The sequence below is a fragment of the Serratia sp. FS14 genome, assembly GCF_000695995.1.
Taxonomy (GTDB): Bacteria; Pseudomonadota; Gammaproteobacteria; order Enterobacterales; family Enterobacteriaceae; genus Serratia; species Serratia nematodiphila.
Window position 1 is genome coordinate 2021965 of record NZ_CP005927.1, and the last position, 21660, is coordinate 2043624.

Annotated in this window: 19 protein-coding genes; 15 read left to right on the forward strand and 4 right to left on the reverse strand. The window is 58.9% G+C overall.

Annotated features, from left to right (window positions below):
• Window positions 1–42: 42 nt before the first annotated feature.
• The 3 genes from pbpC to L085_RS09125 are packed head-to-tail and all read left to right on the forward strand — an operon-like array spanning window position 43 to window position 3708.
• On the forward strand, window positions 43–2391 hold the full coding sequence (gene pbpC, locus L085_RS09115; protein WP_044030605.1) for a penicillin-binding protein 1C: 2349 nt from the start codon (window positions 43–45) through the stop codon (window positions 2389–2391).
• Window positions 2392–2451: 60 nt separating this feature from the next.
• Window positions 2452–3222 (forward strand): tRNA pseudouridine(65) synthase TruC, encoded by a 771-nt coding sequence (gene truC / locus L085_RS09120; RefSeq protein WP_031300599.1) that lies wholly within the window; start codon window positions 2452–2454, stop codon window positions 3220–3222.
• Window positions 3223–3255: 33 nt separating this feature from the next.
• Window positions 3256–3708: a flavodoxin gene (locus L085_RS09125; protein WP_044030606.1), complete on the forward strand. Its 453-nt coding sequence runs from the start codon at window positions 3256–3258 to the stop codon at window positions 3706–3708.
• 57 nt (window positions 3709–3765) lie between these two features.
• Here L085_RS09125 and L085_RS09130 read toward each other — a convergent pair whose 3' ends face one another.
• The 4 genes from L085_RS09130 to map form a co-directional block, all read right to left on the reverse strand.
• Window positions 3766–4155: a DUF3461 family protein gene (locus tag L085_RS09130; RefSeq protein ID WP_004931929.1), complete on the reverse strand. Its 390-nt coding sequence runs from the start codon at window positions 4153–4155 to the stop codon at window positions 3766–3768.
• 129 nt (window positions 4156–4284) lie between these two features.
• A complete protein-coding gene (gene dapD, locus L085_RS09135) occupies window positions 4285–5109 on the reverse strand; it encodes a 2,3,4,5-tetrahydropyridine-2,6-dicarboxylate N-succinyltransferase (RefSeq protein ID WP_004931932.1) in 825 nt (274 codons plus the stop codon).
• 42 nt (window positions 5110–5151) lie between these two features.
• On the reverse strand, window positions 5152–7806 hold the full coding sequence (glnD, locus tag L085_RS09140) for a bifunctional uridylyltransferase/uridylyl-removing protein GlnD (RefSeq protein WP_044030607.1): 2655 nt from the start codon (window positions 7804–7806) through the stop codon (window positions 5152–5154).
• A gap of 73 nt (window positions 7807–7879) precedes the next feature.
• Window positions 7880–8674: a type I methionyl aminopeptidase gene (gene map / locus L085_RS09145; RefSeq protein ID WP_004931936.1), complete on the reverse strand. Its 795-nt coding sequence runs from the start codon at window positions 8672–8674 to the stop codon at window positions 7880–7882.
• 345 nt (window positions 8675–9019) lie between these two features.
• On the opposite strand from map, the gene rpsB reads away from it, so the two are divergent.
• The 12 genes from rpsB to fabZ all read left to right on the forward strand — a co-directional run bounded on the left by rpsB (window position 9020) and on the right by fabZ (window position 21659).
• Window positions 9020–9745, forward strand: a complete 726-nt coding sequence (rpsB, locus tag L085_RS09150; RefSeq protein ID WP_004931937.1) for a 30S ribosomal protein S2 — start codon at window positions 9020–9022, stop codon at window positions 9743–9745.
• A gap of 129 nt (window positions 9746–9874) precedes the next feature.
• Complete coding sequence (gene tsf, locus L085_RS09155; protein WP_004931939.1) at window positions 9875–10726, forward strand: translation elongation factor Ts; 852 nt, start codon at window positions 9875–9877, stop codon at window positions 10724–10726.
• Between the two features lie 148 nt (window positions 10727–10874).
• On the forward strand, window positions 10875–11600 hold the full coding sequence (gene pyrH, locus L085_RS09160) for a UMP kinase (RefSeq protein ID WP_004931940.1): 726 nt from the start codon (window positions 10875–10877) through the stop codon (window positions 11598–11600).
• A gap of 118 nt (window positions 11601–11718) precedes the next feature.
• Window positions 11719–12276, forward strand: a complete 558-nt coding sequence (gene frr, locus L085_RS09165) for a ribosome recycling factor (RefSeq protein ID WP_004931943.1) — start codon at window positions 11719–11721, stop codon at window positions 12274–12276.
• 157 nt (window positions 12277–12433) lie between these two features.
• Window positions 12434–13639 carry a 1-deoxy-D-xylulose-5-phosphate reductoisomerase gene (gene ispC / locus L085_RS09170; protein ID WP_015378893.1) on the forward strand — a complete coding sequence of 402 codons (1206 nt, stop codon included), beginning with the start codon at window positions 12434–12436 and terminating at the stop codon, window positions 13637–13639.
• A 268-nt stretch (window positions 13640–13907) separates the two neighbouring features.
• Window positions 13908–14666, forward strand: a complete 759-nt coding sequence (gene ispU / locus L085_RS09175; protein ID WP_004931947.1) for a (2E,6E)-farnesyl-diphosphate-specific ditrans,polycis-undecaprenyl-diphosphate synthase — start codon at window positions 13908–13910, stop codon at window positions 14664–14666.
• Window positions 14667–14675: 9 nt separating this feature from the next.
• Window positions 14676–15518 (forward strand): phosphatidate cytidylyltransferase, encoded by an 843-nt coding sequence (gene cdsA / locus L085_RS09180; RefSeq protein ID WP_004931949.1) that lies wholly within the window; start codon window positions 14676–14678, stop codon window positions 15516–15518.
• A gap of 27 nt (window positions 15519–15545) precedes the next feature.
• A complete protein-coding gene (gene rseP, locus L085_RS09185; RefSeq protein WP_044031990.1) occupies window positions 15546–16901 on the forward strand; it encodes a sigma E protease regulator RseP in 1356 nt (451 codons plus the stop codon).
• Between the two features lie 35 nt (window positions 16902–16936).
• Window positions 16937–19363 carry an outer membrane protein assembly factor BamA gene (gene bamA / locus L085_RS09190; RefSeq protein WP_004931955.1) on the forward strand — a complete coding sequence of 809 codons (2427 nt, stop codon included), beginning with the start codon at window positions 16937–16939 and terminating at the stop codon, window positions 19361–19363.
• Window positions 19364–19519: 156 nt separating this feature from the next.
• A complete protein-coding gene (gene skp / locus L085_RS09195; RefSeq protein ID WP_004931958.1) occupies window positions 19520–20017 on the forward strand; it encodes a molecular chaperone Skp in 498 nt (165 codons plus the stop codon).
• 3 nt (window positions 20018–20020) lie between these two features.
• Complete coding sequence (lpxD, locus tag L085_RS09200) at window positions 20021–21043, forward strand: UDP-3-O-(3-hydroxymyristoyl)glucosamine N-acyltransferase (RefSeq protein WP_004931959.1); 1023 nt, start codon at window positions 20021–20023, stop codon at window positions 21041–21043.
• 160 nt (window positions 21044–21203) lie between these two features.
• The gene (gene fabZ, locus L085_RS09205) at window positions 21204–21659 is read left to right on the forward strand and encodes a 3-hydroxyacyl-ACP dehydratase FabZ (RefSeq protein WP_004931962.1); all 456 of its coding nucleotides are present in this window, start codon (window positions 21204–21206) and stop codon (window positions 21657–21659) included.
• Window position 21660: the final 1 nt, after the last annotated feature.

Genomic DNA, 21660 nt, shown 5'->3' on the forward strand with positions numbered 1-21660 from the left:
CCGGCGCCAGGCCAGCGTCTGGCGCCGGAATGCTGAGAACGTATGAAGATCCTGACCGGGCGCGTGCTGCAAAACGGCTTGATGGCGGTGTTTTTACTGGCGCTGCTGTTGACCGCAATTCGGCTGTGGCCGCATCCGCCCTTGTGGCAGGGGCTGCCGCAGTCTTCCGTTTATTACGACAGGCACGGCGCGCTGCTGCGCATTACGCTGGCCAACGACGATCGCTACCGGCTGTGGACCCCGCTGGAGCAAGTGTCGCCGCTGGCGGTGCGCGGATTGCTGCTGCACGAAGATCGCTGGTTCTACTATAACCCCGGCTTTAACCCCGTCAGCTTGATGCGCGGTTTCTGGCGCAGCTATGTCGCCGGCGGCAAAATGCAGGGCGGTTCGACCATCAGCATGCAGCTGGCGCGGATGCGCTGGCATCTCAATACCCGTACGCCGGGCGGCAAGCTGCTGCAGGTGCTGCGTGCGGTGCAGCTGGAACTGAGCTACTCCAAGCGCGATATCCTGGAAGCCTATCTGAATTACGCGCCCTACGGCCGCAACATTGAAAGCATCGGCGCCGCCAGCCTGATCTATTTCGCCAAGTCGCCGAAGGATTTGACCCTGCCGGAGGCGCTGACGCTGGCGGTGTTGCCGCAGTCGCCCAGCTACCGTCTGGAGCCGAAAACCGGCGTGCTCGGCGCGGCGTTGACGCAGGCGCGCAACCGTCTGTTCCTGCGCTGGCAACAGGTTTACCCTACCGACGCCAGCCAGCAAACGCTGTTCCGCCTGCCGTTGGCGCTGCGCCAGCCTGAGCAAGTACCCTATATCGCGCCGCACTTTATCGAACAGCTGCGCCTGCAGACGCAGCAACTGGTGCAACGTGATACCCGCGTCGACACTACGCTGGACGCCGGGTTGCAGCGGCTGGTCGAACGACAGGTCAACGCCTTTATCGCCCGCAACCGCAGCCGCGGCATCCAAAACGCCGCGGTGCTGCTGGTGGACAGCCGCGATATGGGGGTGCGCGCGCTGGTGGGATCGGCGAACTATTACAATCGCCCTATTCAGGGGCAGGTGAACGGCACCAACGCCAAACGCTCGCCGGGATCGACGCTGAAGCCGTTCATCTACGCGCTGGGCATGGAGCAGGGCGTGCTGCATCCGATGACCATTCTGAAAGACGTGCCTTCGTCGTTTGGGGCCTATGCGCCGGAAAATTTCGACCGGCGCTTTCTCGGCCCGGTGACCGCCACCGACGCGCTGAATTTCAGCCGTAACATCCCGGCGGTCTATGTCGCCTCACAGCTGCGTCAGCCGACCTTTTATCAGTTTTTGCGCCTGACCGGCGTCGCCAATATGGCCAACGAGAGCCACTACGGGCTGTCGCTGGTGTTGGGCGGCGGCGAGGTAACGGCGCAGGAATTGGCGAAGCTGTATGCGCTGCTGGCGAATCGCGGCGAGCTGCGGCCGCTTCGCATGCAGCTTAACCTGGCCGAATCGACGCCGGTACGGCTGCTGAGCGAGGAGGCCAGTTTCATCACGCTGGATATGCTGCGCCAGCACCGGCGGCCGGGCGATACGCTGGCGCAGCGTTCTTCGTCGCTGCCGGTGTACTGGAAGACCGGTACCTCATGGGGCTTTCGCGACGCCTGGAGCGTCGGGATTTTCGGCCCTTATGTGCTGGTGGTGTGGGAAGGCAACTTCGATGGGCGCGGCAACAATGCGTTGGTCGGCGCCGAAGCCGCCGCGCCGCTGTTCTTCAACATCATCGACAGCGTCAACGCCAGCTATCCCGGCCTGCGGGAACCGAAACACCCATTCCCCCAACGGCTGCGGCGGGTGGACATTTGTCTCGCCAGCGGCGATCTGCCGACGCCGTGGTGCCAGCAAAAGGGCAAGACTTGGTTCATTCCCGGCAAGTCGCCGATCAAGGTCGACAGCGTTTACCGGCCGGTGGTGCTGGATATTCACAGCGGCGAGGTTGTTTGCCCGCCGTATGACGCGGCGCAGACCCGCACCGAAATTTTTGAATTCTGGCCTTCCGATCTGGCCAATGTGTTCGCTCAGGCCGGGTTGCCGAAGCGGGCGCCGCCGATCAATCGCTGCAAGGACAACGGCATCGCCGTCGGCGGCAGCGCGCCGCGCATCACTTCACCGCTGAAAAACACCACCTATACCCTGCGCCAGTCGCAGCAGGGGCGGGACAAAATCGCCTTCAATGCGGTGACGGACGCCGACAGCAAGACGGTGTACTGGTTCGTCGACGATATCTATCTCGGCAGCAGTGCCAGCAAAAAGCCGATCGACTGGCGGCCGATCAACAACGGGCGCTACCGCATTCGGGCGGTAGACGAGCGCGGCCGCGCCGATACGCGGCTGGTGACCATCGAATGGGTGAACTAGCGTTGCGTCTCATGCCTGTTATACTCGCGCCCGAAACGGTTATTGACCTGGGAACGTGATGTGATTGAGATTTTATATCAGGATGAGCACCTGGTGGCGGTGAACAAGCCGTCGGGTTGGTTAGTGCACCGCAGTTGGCTGGATCGTCATGAAACCCGCTTTATGATGCAGACGGTGCGCGATCAGCTCGGGCAGCACGTTTTTACCGTGCACCGTCTCGATCGCCCGACCTCCGGCGTGCTGCTGATGGCGCTGTCCAGCGAGGTGGCGCGCCTGCTGTCGCAGCAGTTCGAACAACATCAGGTGCAGAAAACCTACCATGCGGTGGTGCGGGGTTACGTGCAGGAGGGGGCGACCCTCGACTACCCGCTGACGGCGGAACTGGACAAAATCGCCGATAAACATGCCGATGCCGACAAGGGGCCGCAGCCGGCGGTAACGCACTACCGGCCGTTGGCGCAGGTGGAGATGCCGGTGGCCGTCGGCCGCTACGACAGCGCGCGGTATAGCCTGGTGGAACTGCAGCCGGAAACCGGCCGCAAACATCAGCTGCGGCGCCATATGGCGCATCTTCGCCATCCGATCATCGGCGACAGCAAGCACGGCGATCTGCGGCAGAACCGCGGGATGGCGCAGCATTTCGGTTGCCCGCGCCTGATGCTGCACGCCAGCCATCTGCAGCTGAAGCACCCGGTGACCGGCGAGCCGCTGCAGGTAACGGCGCGCTGGGACGAAGCCTGGCAAGGGGTGATGGCGCAGTTCGGCTGGGCGGGGGTATTCCCTGAACTTGCCGGGGTTGAGTTTAGCGCGGCTAACGGTCAGGATAGCTGACAATTTTTAAAGGTAATGAAGGGAGTAGGAGCCATGGCTCAGGTTGGTATCTTCGTGGGAACGGTCTACGGCAATTCGCTGCTGGTGGCGGAAGAGGCGCAAAACATCCTCAGCGAGCAGGGCCATGAGGTCAAACTGTTCGAAGAGGGCACGCTGGAGGCCTGGCAGTTTTATCGTCAGCACTACGCGCTGGTGATCACCTCCACCACCGGGCAGGGCGATCTGCCGGACAGCATCGCGCCGCTGTTCCACGCTATCCGCGATCGGGTTGGCTACCAGCCGGAGCTGCGCTATGGGCTGATTGCCCTCGGAGACAGCAGCTATGACCACTTCTGCGGTGCCGGGCGCGCGTTCGACGCGCTGCTGCAGGAGCAGGGCGCCACCCGCGTTGGCGAAGTGCTGGAGATCGATGCGATGGAACAGCCGGAACCGGAGGTGGCCGCCTGCCCGTGGGTCGAGCAGTGGGGCACGCTGCTGCAATCGTAAAGTAAAAAGGCGCCGCAAAAGGGCGCCTTGGCGATGATGTGGGTCAACCGATCCGCATTATTTGCCGCGGGTGAGTTTTTCCAGATCGGCTTCGATCTCGGCAATCTTGTGCGACACCACGCCTTCGAGATGGCGCAGGTCGTCGAGGATTTTACGCTTCAGATCCACTTCCACCTGATCGCGCTGGCACAGCTGATCCAGCTCGTCGATCACATAACGCAGGTTTGGGTTGATCTCGTGAATTTCCTTGTAGCCCTGGCCGGCGTTGTCCGCCACCACGGTTTTACGCTGGCGCGGATACTTGAACTTCACGCTCTTGGCGAAGAACTCGCCCTTGTCCTTGCGGAAATAGATCTTGAGGATGTCGTTGTTGGCCTCTTGACGCAGGCTATAGCGATCGACGTCTTCCGGTTGATTGATGCCCAAACTCTTCAAGTTATCGTACATACTGCGCCCTCTTTAGATGTGATCGTTATATTCCACGACTGCGATTATGGCGGAAAGCGAGATCTGCGACTGTGACTGCCAGCGAAACGCAGACAAAAAAATAGCGGGTGAATCACCCGCTATTTCAATTTAGTCGATAGTGCGCAATAACTCATTAATGCCGACTTTACCGCGCGTTTTGGCGTCGACCTTCTTGACGATCACCGCGCAGTACAGGCTGTAAGAACCGTCTTTCGACGGCAGGTTGCCGGAAACCACCACCGAACCCGCCGGCACGCGGCCGTAATGGATTTCGCCGGTCTCGCGGTCATAGATGCGGGTGCTCTGGCCGAGGTACACGCCCATCGAAATCACCGAGCCTTCTTCCACGATCACGCCTTCCACCACTTCGGAACGCGCGCCGATGAAGCAGTTGTCTTCGATGATGGTCGGGTTGGCCTGCAGCGGCTCCAGCACGCCGCCGATGCCGACGCCGCCGGACAGGTGAACGTTTTTGCCGATCTGCGCGCAAGAGCCGACGGTGGCCCAGGTGTCGACCATGGTGCCTTCGTCGACGTAGGCGCCGATGTTAACGTAAGACGGCATCAGCACGGTGTTGCGAGCGATGAACGCGCCCTGGCGCACGGTGGCCGGCGGCACGACGCGGAAGCCTTCCTTCTGGAAGCGCGCTTCGTCGTAGTCGGCGAATTTCATCGGCACTTTGTCGTAGTAGCGGGTTTCCGCGCCGTCCATCACCTTGTTGTCGTTGATGCGGAAAGAGAGCAGCACGGCTTTCTTCAGCCACTGGTGGGTGACCCATTGACCGTCGATCTTCTCGGCGACGCGCAGGGCGCCGCTGTCCAGCAGGCCGATCACCTGGTTTACCGCTTCGCGCGTTACGGTGTCTACGTTCGCCGGGGTGATGTCCGCACGGCGTTCGAAGGCGCTTTCAATAACGTTCTGTAATTGCTGCATGCTGTTCTCTTTCCTGATGTTGTCGGTAAAAAGTTACTTGTATCACATTTTATCGTTTGGGGTGAGGGCCTCTGTCAACCGTTGCTCCAACTTTCTGCGCGTTTCTTGGTCGAGCGCGCGCCGCTCGCCGTCGGCCAGGATGAACAAATCCTCGACCCGCTCGCCGATGGTGGAAATGCGCGCGCCGTGCAGCGACAGCCCCAGATCGGCGAACACTTCGCCCACCCGCGCCAGCAGGCCAGGTTGGTCGAGCGCGGTCAGCTCCAGGTAGCTGCGGCGATCGGTATGGGTCGGCAGGAAGGTGACCTCGGTCGGCACGCTGAAGTGGCGCAGCTTGGAAGAGGGGCGGCGCACGCGCGGCGGCTGGTACTCCCGCTGGGTGATGGCCTGCAGCAGCGCCTGGCGGATCGCCGCGTGGCGATCCTGCGCCAGCGGGCTACCGTCCGGCTCCAGCACAATAAAGGTGTCCATCGCCATACCGTCGCGGTTGGTGAAGATCTGGGCGTCGTGCACGCTCAGGTTGCGGCGATCCATCTCTCCGGCGACGGCGGCGAACAGGTAAGGGCGATCCGGGCTCCAGATGAAGATCTCGGTGCCGCCGCGCGTCGCCTGGCGGCTGACCAGCACCAGCGGCTGGGTGGAGTCGTGGGCCAGCAGGTGGCGGGCGTGCCAGGCCAGCTGATTCGGCGAGTGGCGCAGGAAGTAATCGGCGCGGCAGCGGCTCCAGATGCGGTGCAGCGCCTCTTCGTCGATGTTGTCCATGCGCAGCAGCGCCAGCGCCTGCAGGCGATGGTGGCGCACGCGTTCGCGCAGATCCGGGCTGTTTTGCATGCCGCGGCGCAGCTGTTTTTCGGTGGCGAAATACAGCTCGCGCAACAGGCTCTGCTTCCAGCTGTTCCACAGGGTTTCGTTGGTGGCGCAGATATCCGCCACCGTCAGGCACACCAGATAGCGCAGGCGGGTTTCGCTCTGCACTTCGCTGCTGAACTGCTGGATCACCGTCGGATCCTGAATATCGCGGCGCTGCGCGGTGACCGACATCAGCAGGTGGCAGCGCACCAGCCAGGCCACCAGCTGGGTTTCTCGCGAGTTGAGGCCGTGCAGTTCGGCGAACTCCACCACGTCTTCCGCGCCGAGGATCGAGTGATCGCCGCCGCGCCCTTTGGCGATATCGTGGAACAAGGCCGCCAGCAGCAGCAGTTCCGGGTGTGGCAGGCGCGGGTACAGCTCCACGCACAGCGGATGGCGCGGCCGGGTTTCAGGCTCGGCGAAGCTCTCCAGCTTCTGCAGCACGCGGATAGTGTGTTCGTCGACGGTATAGGCGTGGAACAGATCGAACTGCATCTGCCCGACGATCTTGCCCCACTGCGGCATATAGGCCCATAGCACGCTGTGACGGTGCATCGGCACCAGCGCGCGCGACACCGCGCCGGGGTGGCGCAGGATGGCCATAAACAGATCGCGCGCTTCCGGGATGGTGCACAGCGGCTGTTTCAGGTGGCGGCGCGCGTGGCGCAGCTGGCGCACGGTGGTGGAGTAAATGCCTTTGATCTCGCGGTTGCGCACCATCAGGTAGAACATGCGCATGATGGCTTGCGGCTCGCGGATGAACAGCGTTTCATCGCGCAGATCGATCAGATCGCCGCGCAGCTGGAAATCGTCGTTCAGCGGGCGCGGCTTTTCGGTGGCGTCCAGCGCCAGGATGGCTTCGTCGAACAGCTGCAGCAGCATGTGGTTCAACTCACTGACGCGGCGCGTCATGCGGTAGAAGTCTTTCATCATGCGCTCGACCGGCTCGTTGCCTTCGCCTTCATAGCGCAGCAGCTGCGCGACGCTGAGCTGACGATCGAACAACAGACGGTTGTCGTAACGCGGCAGCACCAGATGCAGCGCGAAACGGATGCGCCACAGGAAGCTCTGGCATTCGTTCAGCTCGTTGCGCTCGGCCTGGGTGAGGAAACCGAAGCCGACCATTTCGTCCAGCGAGGTGGCGCCGAAGTGGCGACGCGCCACCCACAGCAGCGTGTGGATGTCACGCAGGCCACCGGGGCTGCTTTTGATATCCGGTTCCAGGTTATAGCTGGTGCCGTGGTAGCGCTGATGACGCTCCTGTTGCTCGCTGATCTTGGCGTGGAAGAACTGCGGCGAAGGCCAAAAGCCGTCGCTGAAGATATGTTTTTGCATCTGCAGGAACAGCGCAACGTCGCCGCAGATCATGCGCGATTCGATCAGGTTGGTGGCCACGGTCAGATCCGCCAGCCCTTCCAGCAGACACTCTTCCAGGGTGCGCACGCTGTGGCCCACTTCCAGTTTGAGATCCCACAGCAGGGTGATGAATTCGCCGACCCGCTGCGACTGTTGCTCCGTCAGCCGGCGCTGGCTGAGCACCAGCACGTCGATATCCGACAGCGGATGCAGCTCGCAGCGGCCGTAGCCGCCGACCGCCACCAGCGCGGTTTCCGGGATATCTTCAAAGCCGTAGAACGTCCACAGCCGGCGCAGCAGGCGATCGATGAAGTCGCTGCGCGCCGCCACCAGGCTTTCGGCGCTGGATCCGGCGTCGAACGCCGCCGCCAGCCACAGCTGGAACTGCTCCAGCCGCTGTTTCAGCAGCGGGCAGGTGAGCTCGTCGTCGCCGTAGACGCTGGGAGAGGCGGGCGGCATCGGCACAGCCGGTTGAAGGAGATTGTCAGACATAGTGCGCAGCCCATAAAAAAGGCCGGCATAAGCCGGCCTGGTGACATTCTGCACGCGGCGTGCGCCGCAGTGCTTACATCTCGTGCGTAATGATGTTGGGGATAGTGTCATCCTTGCGCAACGTCATTATCTCGCAGCCGTTATCAGTGACCACAATAGTATGCTCATACTGCGCCGACAAGCTGCGATCTTTGGTTTTTACCGTCCAGCCGTCTTTCATGGTGCGGATGCGGTAGTCGCCGGCGTTGACCATCGGTTCGATGGTGAAGGCCATGCCCGCCTGCAGCACCACGCCGCCGTCGTCCGCGTCATAGTGCAGCACCTGCGGCTCTTCATGGAACACTTCGCCGATGCCGTGGCCGCAGTACTCGCGCACCACGGAGAATTTCTCGGCCTCGACGAATTGCTGGATGGCCTTGCCCAGGGTGCGCAGACGGATGCCCGGTTTGACCATCTTCAGCGCCAGATACAGGCTTTCCTGAGTGACGCGGCACAGGCGCTCGCCCAGAATGGTCGGTTTGCCGACGATGAACATCTTCGAGGTGTCGCCGTGGAAACCGTCTTTAATCACGGTCACGTCGATGTTGACGATGTCGCCGTCTTTCAGCGTTTTGTCGTCGCTCGGGATGCCGTGGCACACCACTTCGTTCACCGAGATGCACACGGATTTCGGGAAGCCGTGGTAGCCGAGGCAGGCGGAGATGGCCTGCTGCTCGTTGGTGATGTACTCGTGACAGATACGGTCCAGTTCGCCGGTGGTCACGCCAGGTTTGACGTGCGGCTCGATGATCTCCAGCACTTCGGCGGCCAGGCGGCCGGCCACGCGCATTTTTTGGATGTCATCAGGTGTTTTAATTGAGATTGCCATGAAATTCGTCCGCAGGTGTCGTTATCGTCGACAATAAGAAGCAGTGACTTATGGTATCAGCCCGGCCGGGGGCTGCCAAATTTCATTTCCTGACGCCCGGCGAAACGCAACAAAAGTTGGTGTCGGCGGCGGGTTTATGGTATAAAGCGCGCCGGCGATCCGCGACTTGGTTCTTGTGGCCTGGCGGGAATCGGCCGAAAATACTTTAACTGCACTCATTTTGTGTAAATAACACACACGTATCGGCACATCCGCCGGGGTGCCCTGAGGTGACTTGTCGCCGCCAGGGTCGGCGTTATGGGATACGTGGAGGCATAACCCCAATTAATCTATAGAGGTTTAATCATGGCAACTGTTTCCATGCGCGACATGCTCAAGGCTGGTGTTCACTTTGGTCACCAGACCCGTTACTGGAACCCGAAAATGAAGCCTTTCATCTTCGGCGCTCGTAACAAGGTTCACATCATCAACCTGGAGCAGACCGTACCAATGTTCAACGCCGCTCTGGCTGAACTGACCAAGATCTCTTCCCGTAAAGGCAAGATCCTGTTCGTTGGTACCAAGCGCGCAGCAAGCGAAGCGGTAAAAGACGCTGCTAACAGCTGTGACCAGTTCTTCGTGAACCACCGCTGGTTGGGCGGTATGCTGACTAACTGGAAAACCGTTCGTCAGTCCATCAAGCGTTTGAAAGATCTGGAAATCCAGTCTCAAGACGGCACCCTGGACAAGCTGACCAAGAAAGAAGCGCTGATGCGCACTCGTGAACTGGCCAAGCTGGAAAACTCCCTGGGCGGTATCAAAGATATGGGCGGTCTGCCAGACGCACTGTTCGTTATCGATGCCGATCACGAGCACATCGCGATCAAAGAAGCCAACAACCTGGGTATCCCGGTATTCTCTATCGTTGATACCAACTCCAACCCAGACGGCGTTGACTTCATCATCCCTGGTAACGACGACGCAATCCGTGCAGTAAACCTGTACCTGACTGCTGTTGCTGCCGCTGTGCGTGAAGGTCGTTCTCAAGATCTGGCCGTTCAGGCGGAAGAAGGCTTCGTAGAAGCTGAATAATAAGGCAAGCTCGTCACTGAGCCCTTATTAACCAGGTATTGACATATGTTGGTTAGGGGGGCCTGTTAAGGCCCCCTTTGCTTATCTGAATGAGAACTGTCTCCACGCGAGATAACCGAGGAAAAAGAAATGGCTGATATTACCGCTGCCCTGGTAAAAGAACTGCGCGAGCGTACCGGCGCTGGCATGATGGATTGCAAGAAGGCGCTGGTTGAATCCAACGGCGACATCGAACTGGCAATCGAAAACATGCGTAAGTCCGGTGCGATCAAAGCCGCTAAAAAAGCAGGCAACGTGGCTGCTGACGGCGTGATCAAAACCAAGATCGAAGGCAACTACGGCATCATTCTGGAAGTTAACTGCCAGACTGACTTCGTAGCAAAAGACGCCGGTTTCCAGGCGTTCGCCGACAAAGTGCTGGATGCCGCTATGGCCGGCAAAATCACTGACGTTGACGTGCTGAAAGCACAGTTCGAAGAAGAGCGCGTAGCGCTGGTGGCAAAAATCGGCGAAAACATCAACATTCGTCGCGTTGCTTCCCTGGAAGGCGAAGTGCTGGGCAGCTACCTGCACGGCGCGCGTATCGGCGTTCTGGTTGCGGCTAAAGGCGCTGACGAAGAGCTGGTTAAGCAAATCGCAATGCACGTTGCGGCGAGCAAGCCAGAGTTCGTGAAGCCAGAAGACGTGTCTGCTGAAGTGGTAGAAAAAGAGTACCAGGTTCAGCTGGACATCGCCATGCAGTCCGGCAAGCCGAAAGAAATCGCAGAGAAAATGGTTGAAGGCCGCATGAAGAAATTCACCGGCGAAGTTTCTCTGACCGGTCAGCCTTTCGTTATGGATCCGAGCAAATCCGTTGCTCAGGTGCTGAAAGAGCACAACGCTGACGTGACCAACTTCATTCGCTTCGAAGTGGGCGAAGGCATCGAGAAAGTCGAAACCGACTTCGCTGCTGAAGTTGCCGCGATGAGCAAACAGTCTTAATGACTGTCGATGGAACCGCCGTCTGGCGGTTCCATACTATCCAGCCAGAATTACACCGGTGGCAAGCCCTGCAGCGTGATACTCACCTCAGGCGCGTTTCATCGGCTGAAATCCCCAATACTAATACTGCTTCTTAGGACAGAACACCATGGCAACCAATGCAAAACCCGTATATCAGCGTATTCTGCTTAAACTGAGTGGCGAAGCCCTGCAAGGTGCAGAAGGTTTTGGTATCGACGCCAGCGTTTTGGATCGCATGGCTCAGGAAGTGAAAGAGCTGGTCGAACTGGGAATTCAGGTCGGTGTAGTTATTGGCGGCGGGAACCTGTTCCGCGGCGCGGGCCTGGCGCAAGCCGGCATGAACCGCGTAGTGGGCGACCACATGGGAATGCTGGCTACCGTGATGAACGGCCTGGCTATGCGTGATGCACTGCACCGTGCCTATGTGAACGCCCGCCTGATGTCGGCGATCCCGCTGAACGGCGTGTGTGACAATTACAGCTGGGCAGAGGCGATCAGCCTGCTGCGCAACAACCGCGTGGTGATCTTCTCCGCCGGTACCGGCAACCCGTTCTTCACCACCGATTCCGCTGCTTGCCTGCGCGGCATCGAGATCGAAGCGGACGTGGTGCTGAAAGCCACCAAAGTGGATGGCGTCTACTCCGCCGATCCGGTGAAAAACCCGGATGCGACGCTGTATGAACAATTAACCTATCAGGACGTGCTGGAGCGCGAGCTGAAAGTGATGGATCTGGCGGCGTTTACGCTGGCTCGCGATCACGGTCTGCCGATCCGCGTGTTCAACATGAACAAGCCTGGCGCGCTGCGCCGCGTGGTGATGGGTGAGAACGAAGGTACGCTGATCAGCAAATAAGGCTGTTCACACCCCTTTTCGGAGCGCGTGACGCCAGGCGCCGCGCGCTCTCCGAGTACGATTACGGGCTATACTTGAGTATCGCCTGCCAAGTAACCAGCTTCCAAGGGTTTGCAACGTGACTAATGAAATCAGAAAAGATGCTGATTCACGCATGGAAAAAAGCGTAGAAGCATTCAAAAACCAAATCAGCAAGATCCGCACCGGCCGCGCTTCGCCAAGCATTCTGGACGGCATCATGGTGGAATACTACGGCGCCGCTACCCCGCTGCGTCAACTGGCCAACGTGACCGTGGAAGACTCCCGCACGCTGAAAATCAACGTGTTCGACCGCAGCCTGAGCCAGGCCGTTGAGAAAGCGATCATGAGCTCCGATCTGGGCCTTAACCCGTCTTCCGCCGGTTCTGACATTCGCGTTCCGCTGCCTCCGCTGACCGAAGAACGCCGTAAGGATCTGATCAAGATCGTACGCGGTGAAGCTGAGCAGGGCCGCGTAGCGGTGCGTAACGTGCGTCGCGACGCCAACGACAAGGTCAAGGCGCTGCTGAAAGACAAAGAGATCAGCGAAGACGAAGAACGTCGTTCACAAGACGAGATTCAGAAAATGACCGACGCTTACATCAAGCTGGTCGACGCCGCGTTGGCGGAGAAAGAAAAAGAGCTGATGGATTTCTAATCAGCATCGCGCAGAAAAAAAGCGTCGCCTGGGCGGCGCTTTGTTTTTTGTGGCGCAGATCCCGTTTCATCGTACTGAAAGATCATGGACAAGCGCTGTCCAAGGTTCCACACTGGAGCACCTCCGATCTCATCAGACAGTTATTCAGAGTGAACTCATGAAGCAACTGACCATTCTTGGCTCGACCGGCTCGGTAGGGACCAGCACCCTGGCCGTGGTCAGGGCGAATCCCGAGCGTTTTGCGATCAAAGCGTTGGTGGCCGGCCGCAACGTCGCGGTTATGGCGCAGCAATGCATCGAATTCCGGCCCGCCTTCGCCGCGATGGCGGATGAAAGCGCCGCGCGCGAGCTGCGCGCTATCCTGGCGGAGAACGGCGTCGCTACCGAAGTGTTGGCCGGGGAACAAGCGGCCTGTGAATTGGCCGCTTTGGATGACGTTGATCAAGTGACGGCAGCCATCGTTGGCGCTGCGGGGCTGTTGCCGACGCTGGCGGCGATCCGCGCAGGCAAGCAGGTGCTGCTGGCCAACAAAGAGTCGCTGGTCACCTGCGGCCGCCTGTTTATGGACGCGGTGCGGCAAAGCCAGGCGCAACTGCTGCCGCTCGACAGCGAGCACAACGCGATTTTTCAGAGTTTGCCTGAGAGTATTCAGCGCCAGTTGGGATACTCTTCACTGGACAGTCATGGTGTTTCGCGCATCGTACTTACCGGCTCCGGCGGCCCGTTCCGCACCACGCCGCTGGAACAGTTCGCCGCGATGACGCCGGATCAAGCCTGCGCCCACCCGAACTGGTCGATGGGCCGCAAGATCTCGGTGGACTCTGCCACCATGATGAACAAAGGTCTGGAATACATTGAGGCCCGCTGGCTGTTTAACGCCTCGGCCGAGCAAATGGAAGTGATCCTGCACCCGCAGTCGGTGATTCACTCGATGGTGCGCTATGCCGACGGCAGCGTGCTGGCGCAGCTGGGTACGCCGGATATGCGCACGCCGATCGCCCACGCGATGGCGTATCCGCAGCGCGTGAACTCCGGCGTGGAAGCGCTGGACTTCTGCCGCATCGGTTCGCTGACCTTCGCTGAACCGGAACGCGAACGTTATCCTTGCCTGTATTTGGCGATCGAAGCGTTCGAGGCCGGCCAGGCGGCGACCACCGCGCTGAACGCGGCCAATGAAATCGCCGTGGCGGCATTTTTGCAGCAGCAGATTCGCTTTACCGACATTGCGGCGGTCAATCGCCAGGTGGTGGAGCGTCTCGCGCTGCAGGAACCGACCAGCATCGAAGCGGTCTTAGACATTGACCGCCAGGCGCGCGCCGCCGCCGAGGAACGCGTTCGCACGTTGTGCGGCCGATCACGGTGATTATCCGATTTTGCTCGTAATTCGCGCGTGCCGCCGCGGGGCCGTTTGTTCATGCCCCGCTGAGGTGGTATAGTCTGCGCCACCTGTCAGCGGTTATACCGTTGAATTATGGCTCGATTGGCGCCTTGTGCGCCAATGGCGACCCGACTGCGTCGGGTATCGCGAGGGCAGGCTGAAAGCCGTGTCGGGCACACGGCTTTTTTTGCGCGTAAGGGTCTGATGTTCCGGAAAGGCAGTTATATTTCTATTGAGGAAATAAGTACGAGTTATGTCGTCCGCAAACCAACAAGAGGCTAATCCATCTTCCCCGGGGCCGCGCCATGTCGCCATTATCATGGACGGTAACGGACGCTGGGCCAAACGTCAGGGCAAGTTACGTGTCTTCGGTCATAAAGCAGGGGTGAAATCGGTTCGCCGCGCGGTCAGTTTTGCCGCCAGCCACCATTTAGATGCACTCACGCTTTATGCCTTCAGCAGCGAAAACTGGAACCGTCCGGTGCAGGAAGTCTCTGCCCTGATGGAGCTTTTTGTCCGCGCTTTGGATAGTGAAGTAAAAAGCCTGCATAAACATAACGTCAGGCTGCGGGTGATCGGCGATATTAGCCGGTTCAGCGCGCGTTTGCAGGAGCGGATCCGCCGCTCTGAAGCACTGACGGAAAATAACGATGGCCTGACGCTCAATATCGCTGCCAACTACGGCGGCCGTTGGGATATCATTCAGGGAGTAAGGGAACTGGCCGAGCAGGTTCGGGGCGGGGAGTTGCACCCGGATCAGATCAGCGAGGAATTATTGAGCGAACGGGTTTGCATGAGCGACCTGGCGCCGGTGGATCTGGTTATCCGCACCGGTGGCGAGCATCGCATCAGTAACTTCCTGCTGTGGCAAATCGCCTATGCTGAACTTTACTTTACTGATGTGCTCTGGCCTGATTTCGATGAACTTGTCTTTGAAGGTGCGCTGAATGCATTTGCACAACGTGAGCGCCGCTTCGGGGGAACAACACCTATCGGCGCCGATGCGTCCTAGGGAGAACTTTTGCTGAAGTATCGCCTCATAACTGCTCTGATTTTAATCCCGATCGTTATCGCGGCGCTGTTCCTGTTGCCGCCGCTGGCCTTTGCTCTGGTAACGCTCGTCGTGTGCATGTTAGCAGCCTGGGAGTGGGGCCAACTGGCCGGTTTTACCTCCCGTTCGCAGCGCATCTGGCTGGCGATACTGTGCGGTTTTCTGCTGGCGCTGATGATGCTCAGCGTTCCCGCCTACCATCAATCCGTGCCGCAGGTAAGCGGCTCGCTGTGGCTGTCGCTGGCCTGGTGGCTGGCGGCGCTGCTGCTGGTGCTGTTTTACCCCGGCTCGGCCGCCATCTGGCGCAATTCGCGCCCGCTGCGCCTGCTGTTCGGCCTGCTGACCATCGTGCCGTTTTTTTGGGGCATGCTGGCGCTGCGCCAGTTCGGCTATGAGCAAAACCCGTTTACCGGCGCCTGGTGGCTGCTGTACGTGATGCTGCTGGTGTGGGGCGCGGATTCCGGCGCCTATATGTTCGGCAAGCTGTTCGGCAAGCATAAGCTGGCGCCGAAGGTCTCGCCGGGTAAAACCTGGGAAGGGTTGATCGGCGGGCTGCTGACATCGGCGGTCATTTCCTGGCTGTTCGGCCGCTACGCGCCGCTGAACGTGGTGCCGACCACGCTGCTGGCCTGTTCGGTGATCGCCGCGCTGGCTTCGGTGCTGGGCGATTTGACCGAAAGCATGTTCAAACGCGAAGCGGGCATCAAGGACAGCGGTCATTTGATTCCCGGTCACGGCGGCATACTGGACCGTATCGACAGCCTGACCGCGGCGGTGCCGGTGTTTGCCTGCCTGATGCTGTTGGTGTTTTAATCCGTCAATGACGGAAAGTGAGGGATGATGGTCAGCGTGCTTTGGAACCTGGTGGCGTTTCTGATTGCGCTCGGTATTTTGATTACCGTGCACGAGTTCGGACACTTTTGGGTTGCCCGTCGTTGCGGCGTGCGCGTTGAACGCTTCTCCATCGGCTTCGGCCGGGCGCTGTGGCGCCGCACCGATCGCCAGGGCACCGAGTACGTCATCGCTTTGATTCCGCTCGGTGGCTACGTGAAGATGCTGGACGAGCGCGTGGAGTCGGTGGCGCCGGAAATGCGCCATCAGGCCTTCAACAACAAAACCGTCTGGCAGCGCGCGGCCATCATCAGCGCCGGCCCCATCGCCAACTTCCTGTTTGCTATCCTTGCCTATTGGTTGGTGTTCATCATCGGCGTGCCGAGTTTCCGCCCGGTGATCGGCGAAATCGCGCCGCAATCCATCGCCGCCAAGGCCGAAATTTCGTCTGGCATGGAACTAAAGTCGGTTGACGGCATCGAAACGCCTGATTGGGAGTCAGTTCGTCTGGCGCTGGTGGCGAAGATTGGCGATGCGCAAACCGAGGTCGGCGTCGCGCCGTTCGGCTCTTCGCAGGTGGTGAGCAAAACCCTGGACTTGCGCCAGTGGAACTTTGAACCGGACAAGCAGGATCCCGTTGTCGCGCTGGGCATTATGCCGCGCGGCCCGCAGATCGAATCCGTGTTGGCGGAAGTGCAGCCTAACTCGGCGGCGCAAAAGGCGGGTTTACAAGCGGGGGACAGGATCGTTAAAGTCGATGGTCAGCCGTTGGGTCGTTGGCAGACGCTGGTGAAGCGTATCCACGATGGCCCGGGGCAACCGCTGGCTTTGGAGATTGAAAGAAACGGCGCCCCCTTGTCTTTGACGCTGATACCGGATACAAAGCCGGTGGGAAAAGACAAATCGGTGGGGTTTGCAGGCATCATTCCAAAAGTGCTGCCGCTGCCGGACGAGTATAAAACGATTCGCCAGTATGGACCGTTCCCGGCGCTGTATCAGGCCGGCGACAAGACCTGGCAGCTGATGCGGCTGACGGTCAACATGCTGGGCAAATTAATAACCGGTGATGTAAAGCTGAACAACCTGAGTGGCCCGATCTCGATTGCACAGGGAGCTGGGGCGTCAGCCGGAGTCGGGTTCGTGTATTATCTGATGTTCCTGGCGTTGATTAGCGTCAACCTGGGTATCATCAACCTGTTCCCATTACCGGTGTTAGATGGTGGGCATCTCCTCTTCCTGGCGATAGAAAAGCTGAAGGGTGGGCCGGTTTCCGAGCGAGTACAGGACTACAGCTACCGCATAGGTTCGATCGTGCTGGTGTTGTTGATGGGTCTTGCACTTTTCAATGATTTTTCCCGCCTTTAGGGGCGGGGATAGGTTAGGAAGAACGCATAACAACGATGGCGATGAAAAAGTTGCTCATAGCGTCGCTGCTGTTTGGCAGCGCCACCGTATACGGTGCAGACGGGTTCGTAGTGAAAGACATTCATTTCGAAGGCCTGCAGCGAGTCGCCGTCGGTGCGGCGTTACTCAACATGCCGGTTCGCGTCGGCGATACCGTCACTGACGATGACATCAGTAATACCATCCGTGCCTTGTTTGCCACCGGCAACTTCGAGGACGTGCGCGTGCTGCGCGATGGTAATACCTTGATCGTGCAGGTGAAGGAACGTCCTACCATCGCCAGCATCACTTTCTCCGGCAACAAGTCGGTGAAGGATGACATGCTCAAGCAGAACCTGGAAGCCTCCGGCGTCCGGGTGGGCGAGGCGCTCGACCGCACCACGATCTCCAGCATTGAAAAAGGGCTGGAAGACTTCTACTACAGCGTCGGTAAATACAGCGCCTCGGTGAAAGCCGTAGTCACGCCGTTGCCGCGCAACCGTGTCGACCTGAAGCTGGTGTTCACGGAAGGGGTCTCCGCCAAGATTCAACAAATCAACATCGTCGGCAACCATGCCTTCACCAACGACGAACTGATCTCACGCTTCCAACTGCGTGACGAAGTGCCATGGTGGAACCTGGTCGGCGATCGCAAATACCAGAAGCAAAAACTGGCGGGCGATCTCGAAACCCTGCGCAGCTTCTATCTGGATCGCGGCTATGCCCGCTTCAACATCGATTCTACCCAGGTGAGCCTGACGCCGGATAAAAAAGGCATTTACATCACCATCAACATCACCGAAGGCGAGCAGTACAAGCTTTCCGATGTTGTCGTGAACGGCAATCTGGCCGGCCACTCGGCGGAAGTCGCTCAGATCACCAAAATCGAGCCAGGCGAGCTGTACAACGGCAGCAAGGTGACCAAAATGGAAGACAACATCAAAACGATGTTGGGCCGTTATGGTTACGCCTACCCGCGCGTCGGCACTCAGCCTGAGATCAACGACGCGGATAAAACCGTCAAACTGCACGTCAACGTTGACGCGGGCAACCGCTTCTACGTGCGTCGCATCAAGTTCGAAGGCAACGACACCAGCAAGGATTCCGTACTGCGTCGCGAAATGCGCCAGATGGAAGGCGCCTGGCTCGGCAACGAGCAGGTCGAGCAGGGCAAAGAGCGTCTGAACCGTCTGGGCTACTTCGAAACGGTTGACGTGGAAACCCAGCGCGTGCCGGGCACCGCCGATCAGGTCGATGTGACCTACAAGGTGAAAGAACGCAACACCGGTACCTTCAACTTCGGCGTCGGTTACGGCACCGAGAGCGGCGTCAGCTTCCAGGCGGGCGTGCAGCAGGATAACTGGTTGGGTACCGGGTACTCGGTCGGCATCAGCGGCACCAAGAACGACTATCAGACCTATACCGAACTGTCGGTCACCAACCCGTACTTCACCGTTGACGGTGTGAGCCTGGGCGGCCGCATCTTCTACAACGACTTTAAGGCGGATGACGCGGATCTGTCGGACTATACCAACAAGAGTTACGGTATCGACGGCACGCTGGGCTTCCCGATCAACGAAAACAACTCGTTGCGTACCGGCCTGGGCTACGTCCACAACGGCCTGTCGAACATGCAGCCGCAGATCGCCATGTGGCGTTACCTCGACTCGATGGGCGTGGATGCGAACAAAACCGACCGCGCCAGCTACTCGACCGACGACTTTACGCTGAACCTGGGCTGGACCTACAACAACCTGGACCGCGGCTACTTCCCGACCTCGGGTAACCGCACCACGTTGAACGGTAAGGTCACCATTCCGGGCTCGGACAACGAATACTACAAGGTGACGCTGGACAGCGTACAGTACGTGCCGATCAACGACGATCGCACCTGGGTGCTGTTGGGCCGTGGCCGTCTGGGTTACGCGGATGGGTTGGGCGGCAAGGAAATGCCGTTCTACGAGAACTTCTACGCCGGTGGTTCGAGCACCGTGCGCGGCTTCCAGTCCAACACCATTGGTCCGAAGGCGGTGTACTACAACTCCAACTCGTACCAGTGTCAGTTCAACGCCGGCAGCACGACCTCGCGTCAGAGCATCTGTAGCTCGGATGACGCGGTGGGCGGTAACGCCATGGCGGTCGCCAGCCTGGAGCTGATCACCCCGACGCCGTTCATCAGCGAGAAATACGCCAACTCGGTGCGGACCTCGCTGTTCATCGATGCCGGTACCGTGTGGGATACCAAGTGGAAGAATACCGACGAAACGCTGATGTACGGCGTGCCGGACTACAGCAAGGCCAGCAATATTCGTTCTTCCGCCGGTATCGCGCTGCAGTGGATGTCGCCATTGGGGCCATTGGTGTTCTCTTACGCCAACCCGATCAAGAAATACGAAGGCGACAAGTCCGAACAGTTCCAGTTTAACATCGGTAAGACCTGGTAACGGGTCTCGCCTCTGGGCATAACAGTTATTAAGAATCGCAATGGCCAGGCGCCCGCCGGCAGAGGGAGATGATTCTCATTGTTTGGTGGGACAAGTCTGGCAAATTGTGTACTTCAGTGTCATATGACACAAATGGGTGATGGTAAGGAGTTTATAGTGAAAAAGTGGTTGTGTGCCGCAGGCCTCGGTTTAGCAATGGCTGCTTCAGCTGGCGTTCAGGCAGCAGATAAGATCGCTGTCGTTAACGTCTCCAGCATTTTCCAACAGCTGCCGGCCCGCGAAGCGGTCGCTAAACAGCTGGAAAACGAGTTTAAAGGCCGTGCAAGCGAACTCCAGAACATGGAACGTAGCCTGCAGACCAAAATGCAACGTCTGCAGCGTGACGGCGCTACCATGAAAGCCAGCGACCGCAGCAAGTTGGAAAAAGACGTGATGGCGCAACGCGAGCAGTTCTCTCAGAAAGCCCAGGCTTTCGAGCAGGACAACCGCCGTCGCCAGATGGAAGAACGTAACAAGATCCTGAGCCGCATTCAGGACGCGGTGAAATCTGTCGCCAGCAAAGGCGGTTATGACGTGGTGATCGACGCCAACGCCGTTGCCTATGCAGACTCTTCCAAAGATATCACTGCTGACGTGCTGAAACAGGTTAAATAACACATGCTTTCAATTCGACTGGCTGATTTAGCGCAGCAGTTGGATGCACAATTGCACGGTGATGGCGATCTCGTCATCACCGGCATTGCTTCTATGCATTCGGCACAGCCTGGCCAAATCACGTTTTTGTCAAACAGCCGCTATCAAGAGCAGCTGTCTTCCTGCCAGGCAAGCGCCGTGGTGCTTACCGAAGCGGATTTACCACACTGCCGTGCTGCGGCGCTGGTGGTTAAAAACCCTTATCTGACCTACGCGCGCATGGCGCAACTGATGGACACTACGCCGGCACCGGCGCAGGATATCGCGCCAAGCGCGGTGATCTCGCCTGAAGCGCAGCTGGGGCAGAACGTCGCCATTGGGGCGAACGCGGTGATTGAGTCGGGTGCGGTGCTTGGCGATAACGTGGTTATCGGCCCGGGCTGCTTCATCGGCAAACACGCACGCATCGGCGCGGGAACGCGTCTGTGGGCGAATGTCACAATTTATCATGCGGTTGAAATCGGCCAGCGCTGCCTGATCCAGTCCGGCACCGTGATCGGCGCGGACGGTTTCGGCTATGCGAACGAGCGCGGCGAGTGGATCAAAATCCCTCAGTTGGGCACGGTGATTATCGGCGATCGCGTCGAAATCGGCGCTTGCACCACCATTGACCGCGGCGCTTTGGATAACACCCAAATCGGGAATGGTGTTATCATCGACAACCAATGTCAGATTGCACATAACGTCGTGATTGGCGACAATACCGCCGTCGCCGGCGGTGTGATCATGGCCGGCAGCCTGAAAATCGGCCGCTACTGCCAGATCGGCGGTGCCAGCGTGATCAACGGTCACATGGAGATTGCCGACAAGGTTGTTGTTACCGGAATGGGAATGGTTATGCGACCAATCACCGAACCTGGGGTATACTCTTCGGGCATTCCGTTGCAGCCTAACAAGGTTTGGCGTAAAACCGCTGCGTTGGTGATGAATATCGATGAGATCAGCAAACGCTTGAAAGCTGTCGAACGTAAAGTCGGAAAAGACTAATCATTGCCGCCCGCCCTGGCGGGTACAAAACGAAACGCGTTGGTCGTGAGACCAAAAGCGCAAAGAGATGTTAATTTGCGGCCTGCATGATGATCTCCTTTTGGGGTCAGCGCAGGCCGTGTTGTTGATGCCATCAGTTTTTAGAGACAGGAAGAGTATTTTGACTACTGACACTCATACTCTGGATATTGCAGAAATTTTGGATCTGCTTCCTCACCGTTACCCGTTCTTGCTGGTCGACCGCGTCCTCGAGTTTGAAGAGCACAAATATCTGCGTGCGGTGAAGAACGTATCGGTGAATGAACCGTTTTTCCAGGGCCATTTCCCTGGCAAACCGATTTTCCCAGGCGTATTGATCCTGGAAGCCATGGCGCAGGCCACCGGTATTCTGGCGTTTAAAAGCGTCGGCAAACTGGAGCCGGGCGAGCTGTATTACTTCGCCGGTATCGACGAAGCACGTTTCAAGCGCCCTGTGGTGCCAGGCGATCAGATGGTCATGGAAGTCACCTTCGAGAAAACTCGCCGCGGTCTGACTCGCTTCAAAGGCGTGGCGACCGTTGACGGTAAAATTGTCTGCGAAGCAACCATGATGTGTGCCCGCAGCCGGGAGGCTTAAT

Coding starts and splice junctions, on each gene's coding strand:
- rpsB (WP_004931937.1), top strand. CDS start 9,020: ATGGCAACTGTTTCCATGCGCGACATGCTCAAGGCTGGTGTTCACTTT.
- rseP (WP_044031990.1), top strand. CDS start 15,546: ATGGTCAGCGTGCTTTGGAACCTGGTGGCGTTTCTGATTGCGCTCGGT.
- pyrH (WP_004931940.1), top strand. CDS start 10,875: ATGGCAACCAATGCAAAACCCGTATATCAGCGTATTCTGCTTAAACTG.
- ispU (WP_004931947.1), top strand. CDS start 13,908: ATGTCGTCCGCAAACCAACAAGAGGCTAATCCATCTTCCCCGGGGCCG.
- ispC (WP_015378893.1), top strand. CDS start 12,434: ATGAAGCAACTGACCATTCTTGGCTCGACCGGCTCGGTAGGGACCAGC.
- L085_RS09125 (WP_044030606.1), top strand. CDS start 3,256: ATGGCTCAGGTTGGTATCTTCGTGGGAACGGTCTACGGCAATTCGCTG.
- L085_RS09130 (WP_004931929.1), bottom strand. CDS start 4,155: ATGTACGATAACTTGAAGAGTTTGGGCATCAATCAACCGGAAGACGTC.
- dapD (WP_004931932.1), bottom strand. CDS start 5,109: ATGCAGCAATTACAGAACGTTATTGAAAGCGCCTTCGAACGCCGTGCG.
- map (WP_004931936.1), bottom strand. CDS start 8,674: ATGGCAATCTCAATTAAAACACCTGATGACATCCAAAAAATGCGCGTG.
- tsf (WP_004931939.1), top strand. CDS start 9,875: ATGGCTGATATTACCGCTGCCCTGGTAAAAGAACTGCGCGAGCGTACC.
- pbpC (WP_044030605.1), top strand. CDS start 43: ATGAAGATCCTGACCGGGCGCGTGCTGCAAAACGGCTTGATGGCGGTG.
- lpxD (WP_004931959.1), top strand. CDS start 20,021: ATGCTTTCAATTCGACTGGCTGATTTAGCGCAGCAGTTGGATGCACAA.
- bamA (WP_004931955.1), top strand. CDS start 16,937: ATGGCGATGAAAAAGTTGCTCATAGCGTCGCTGCTGTTTGGCAGCGCC.
- glnD (WP_044030607.1), bottom strand. CDS start 7,806: ATGTCTGACAATCTCCTTCAACCGGCTGTGCCGATGCCGCCCGCCTCT.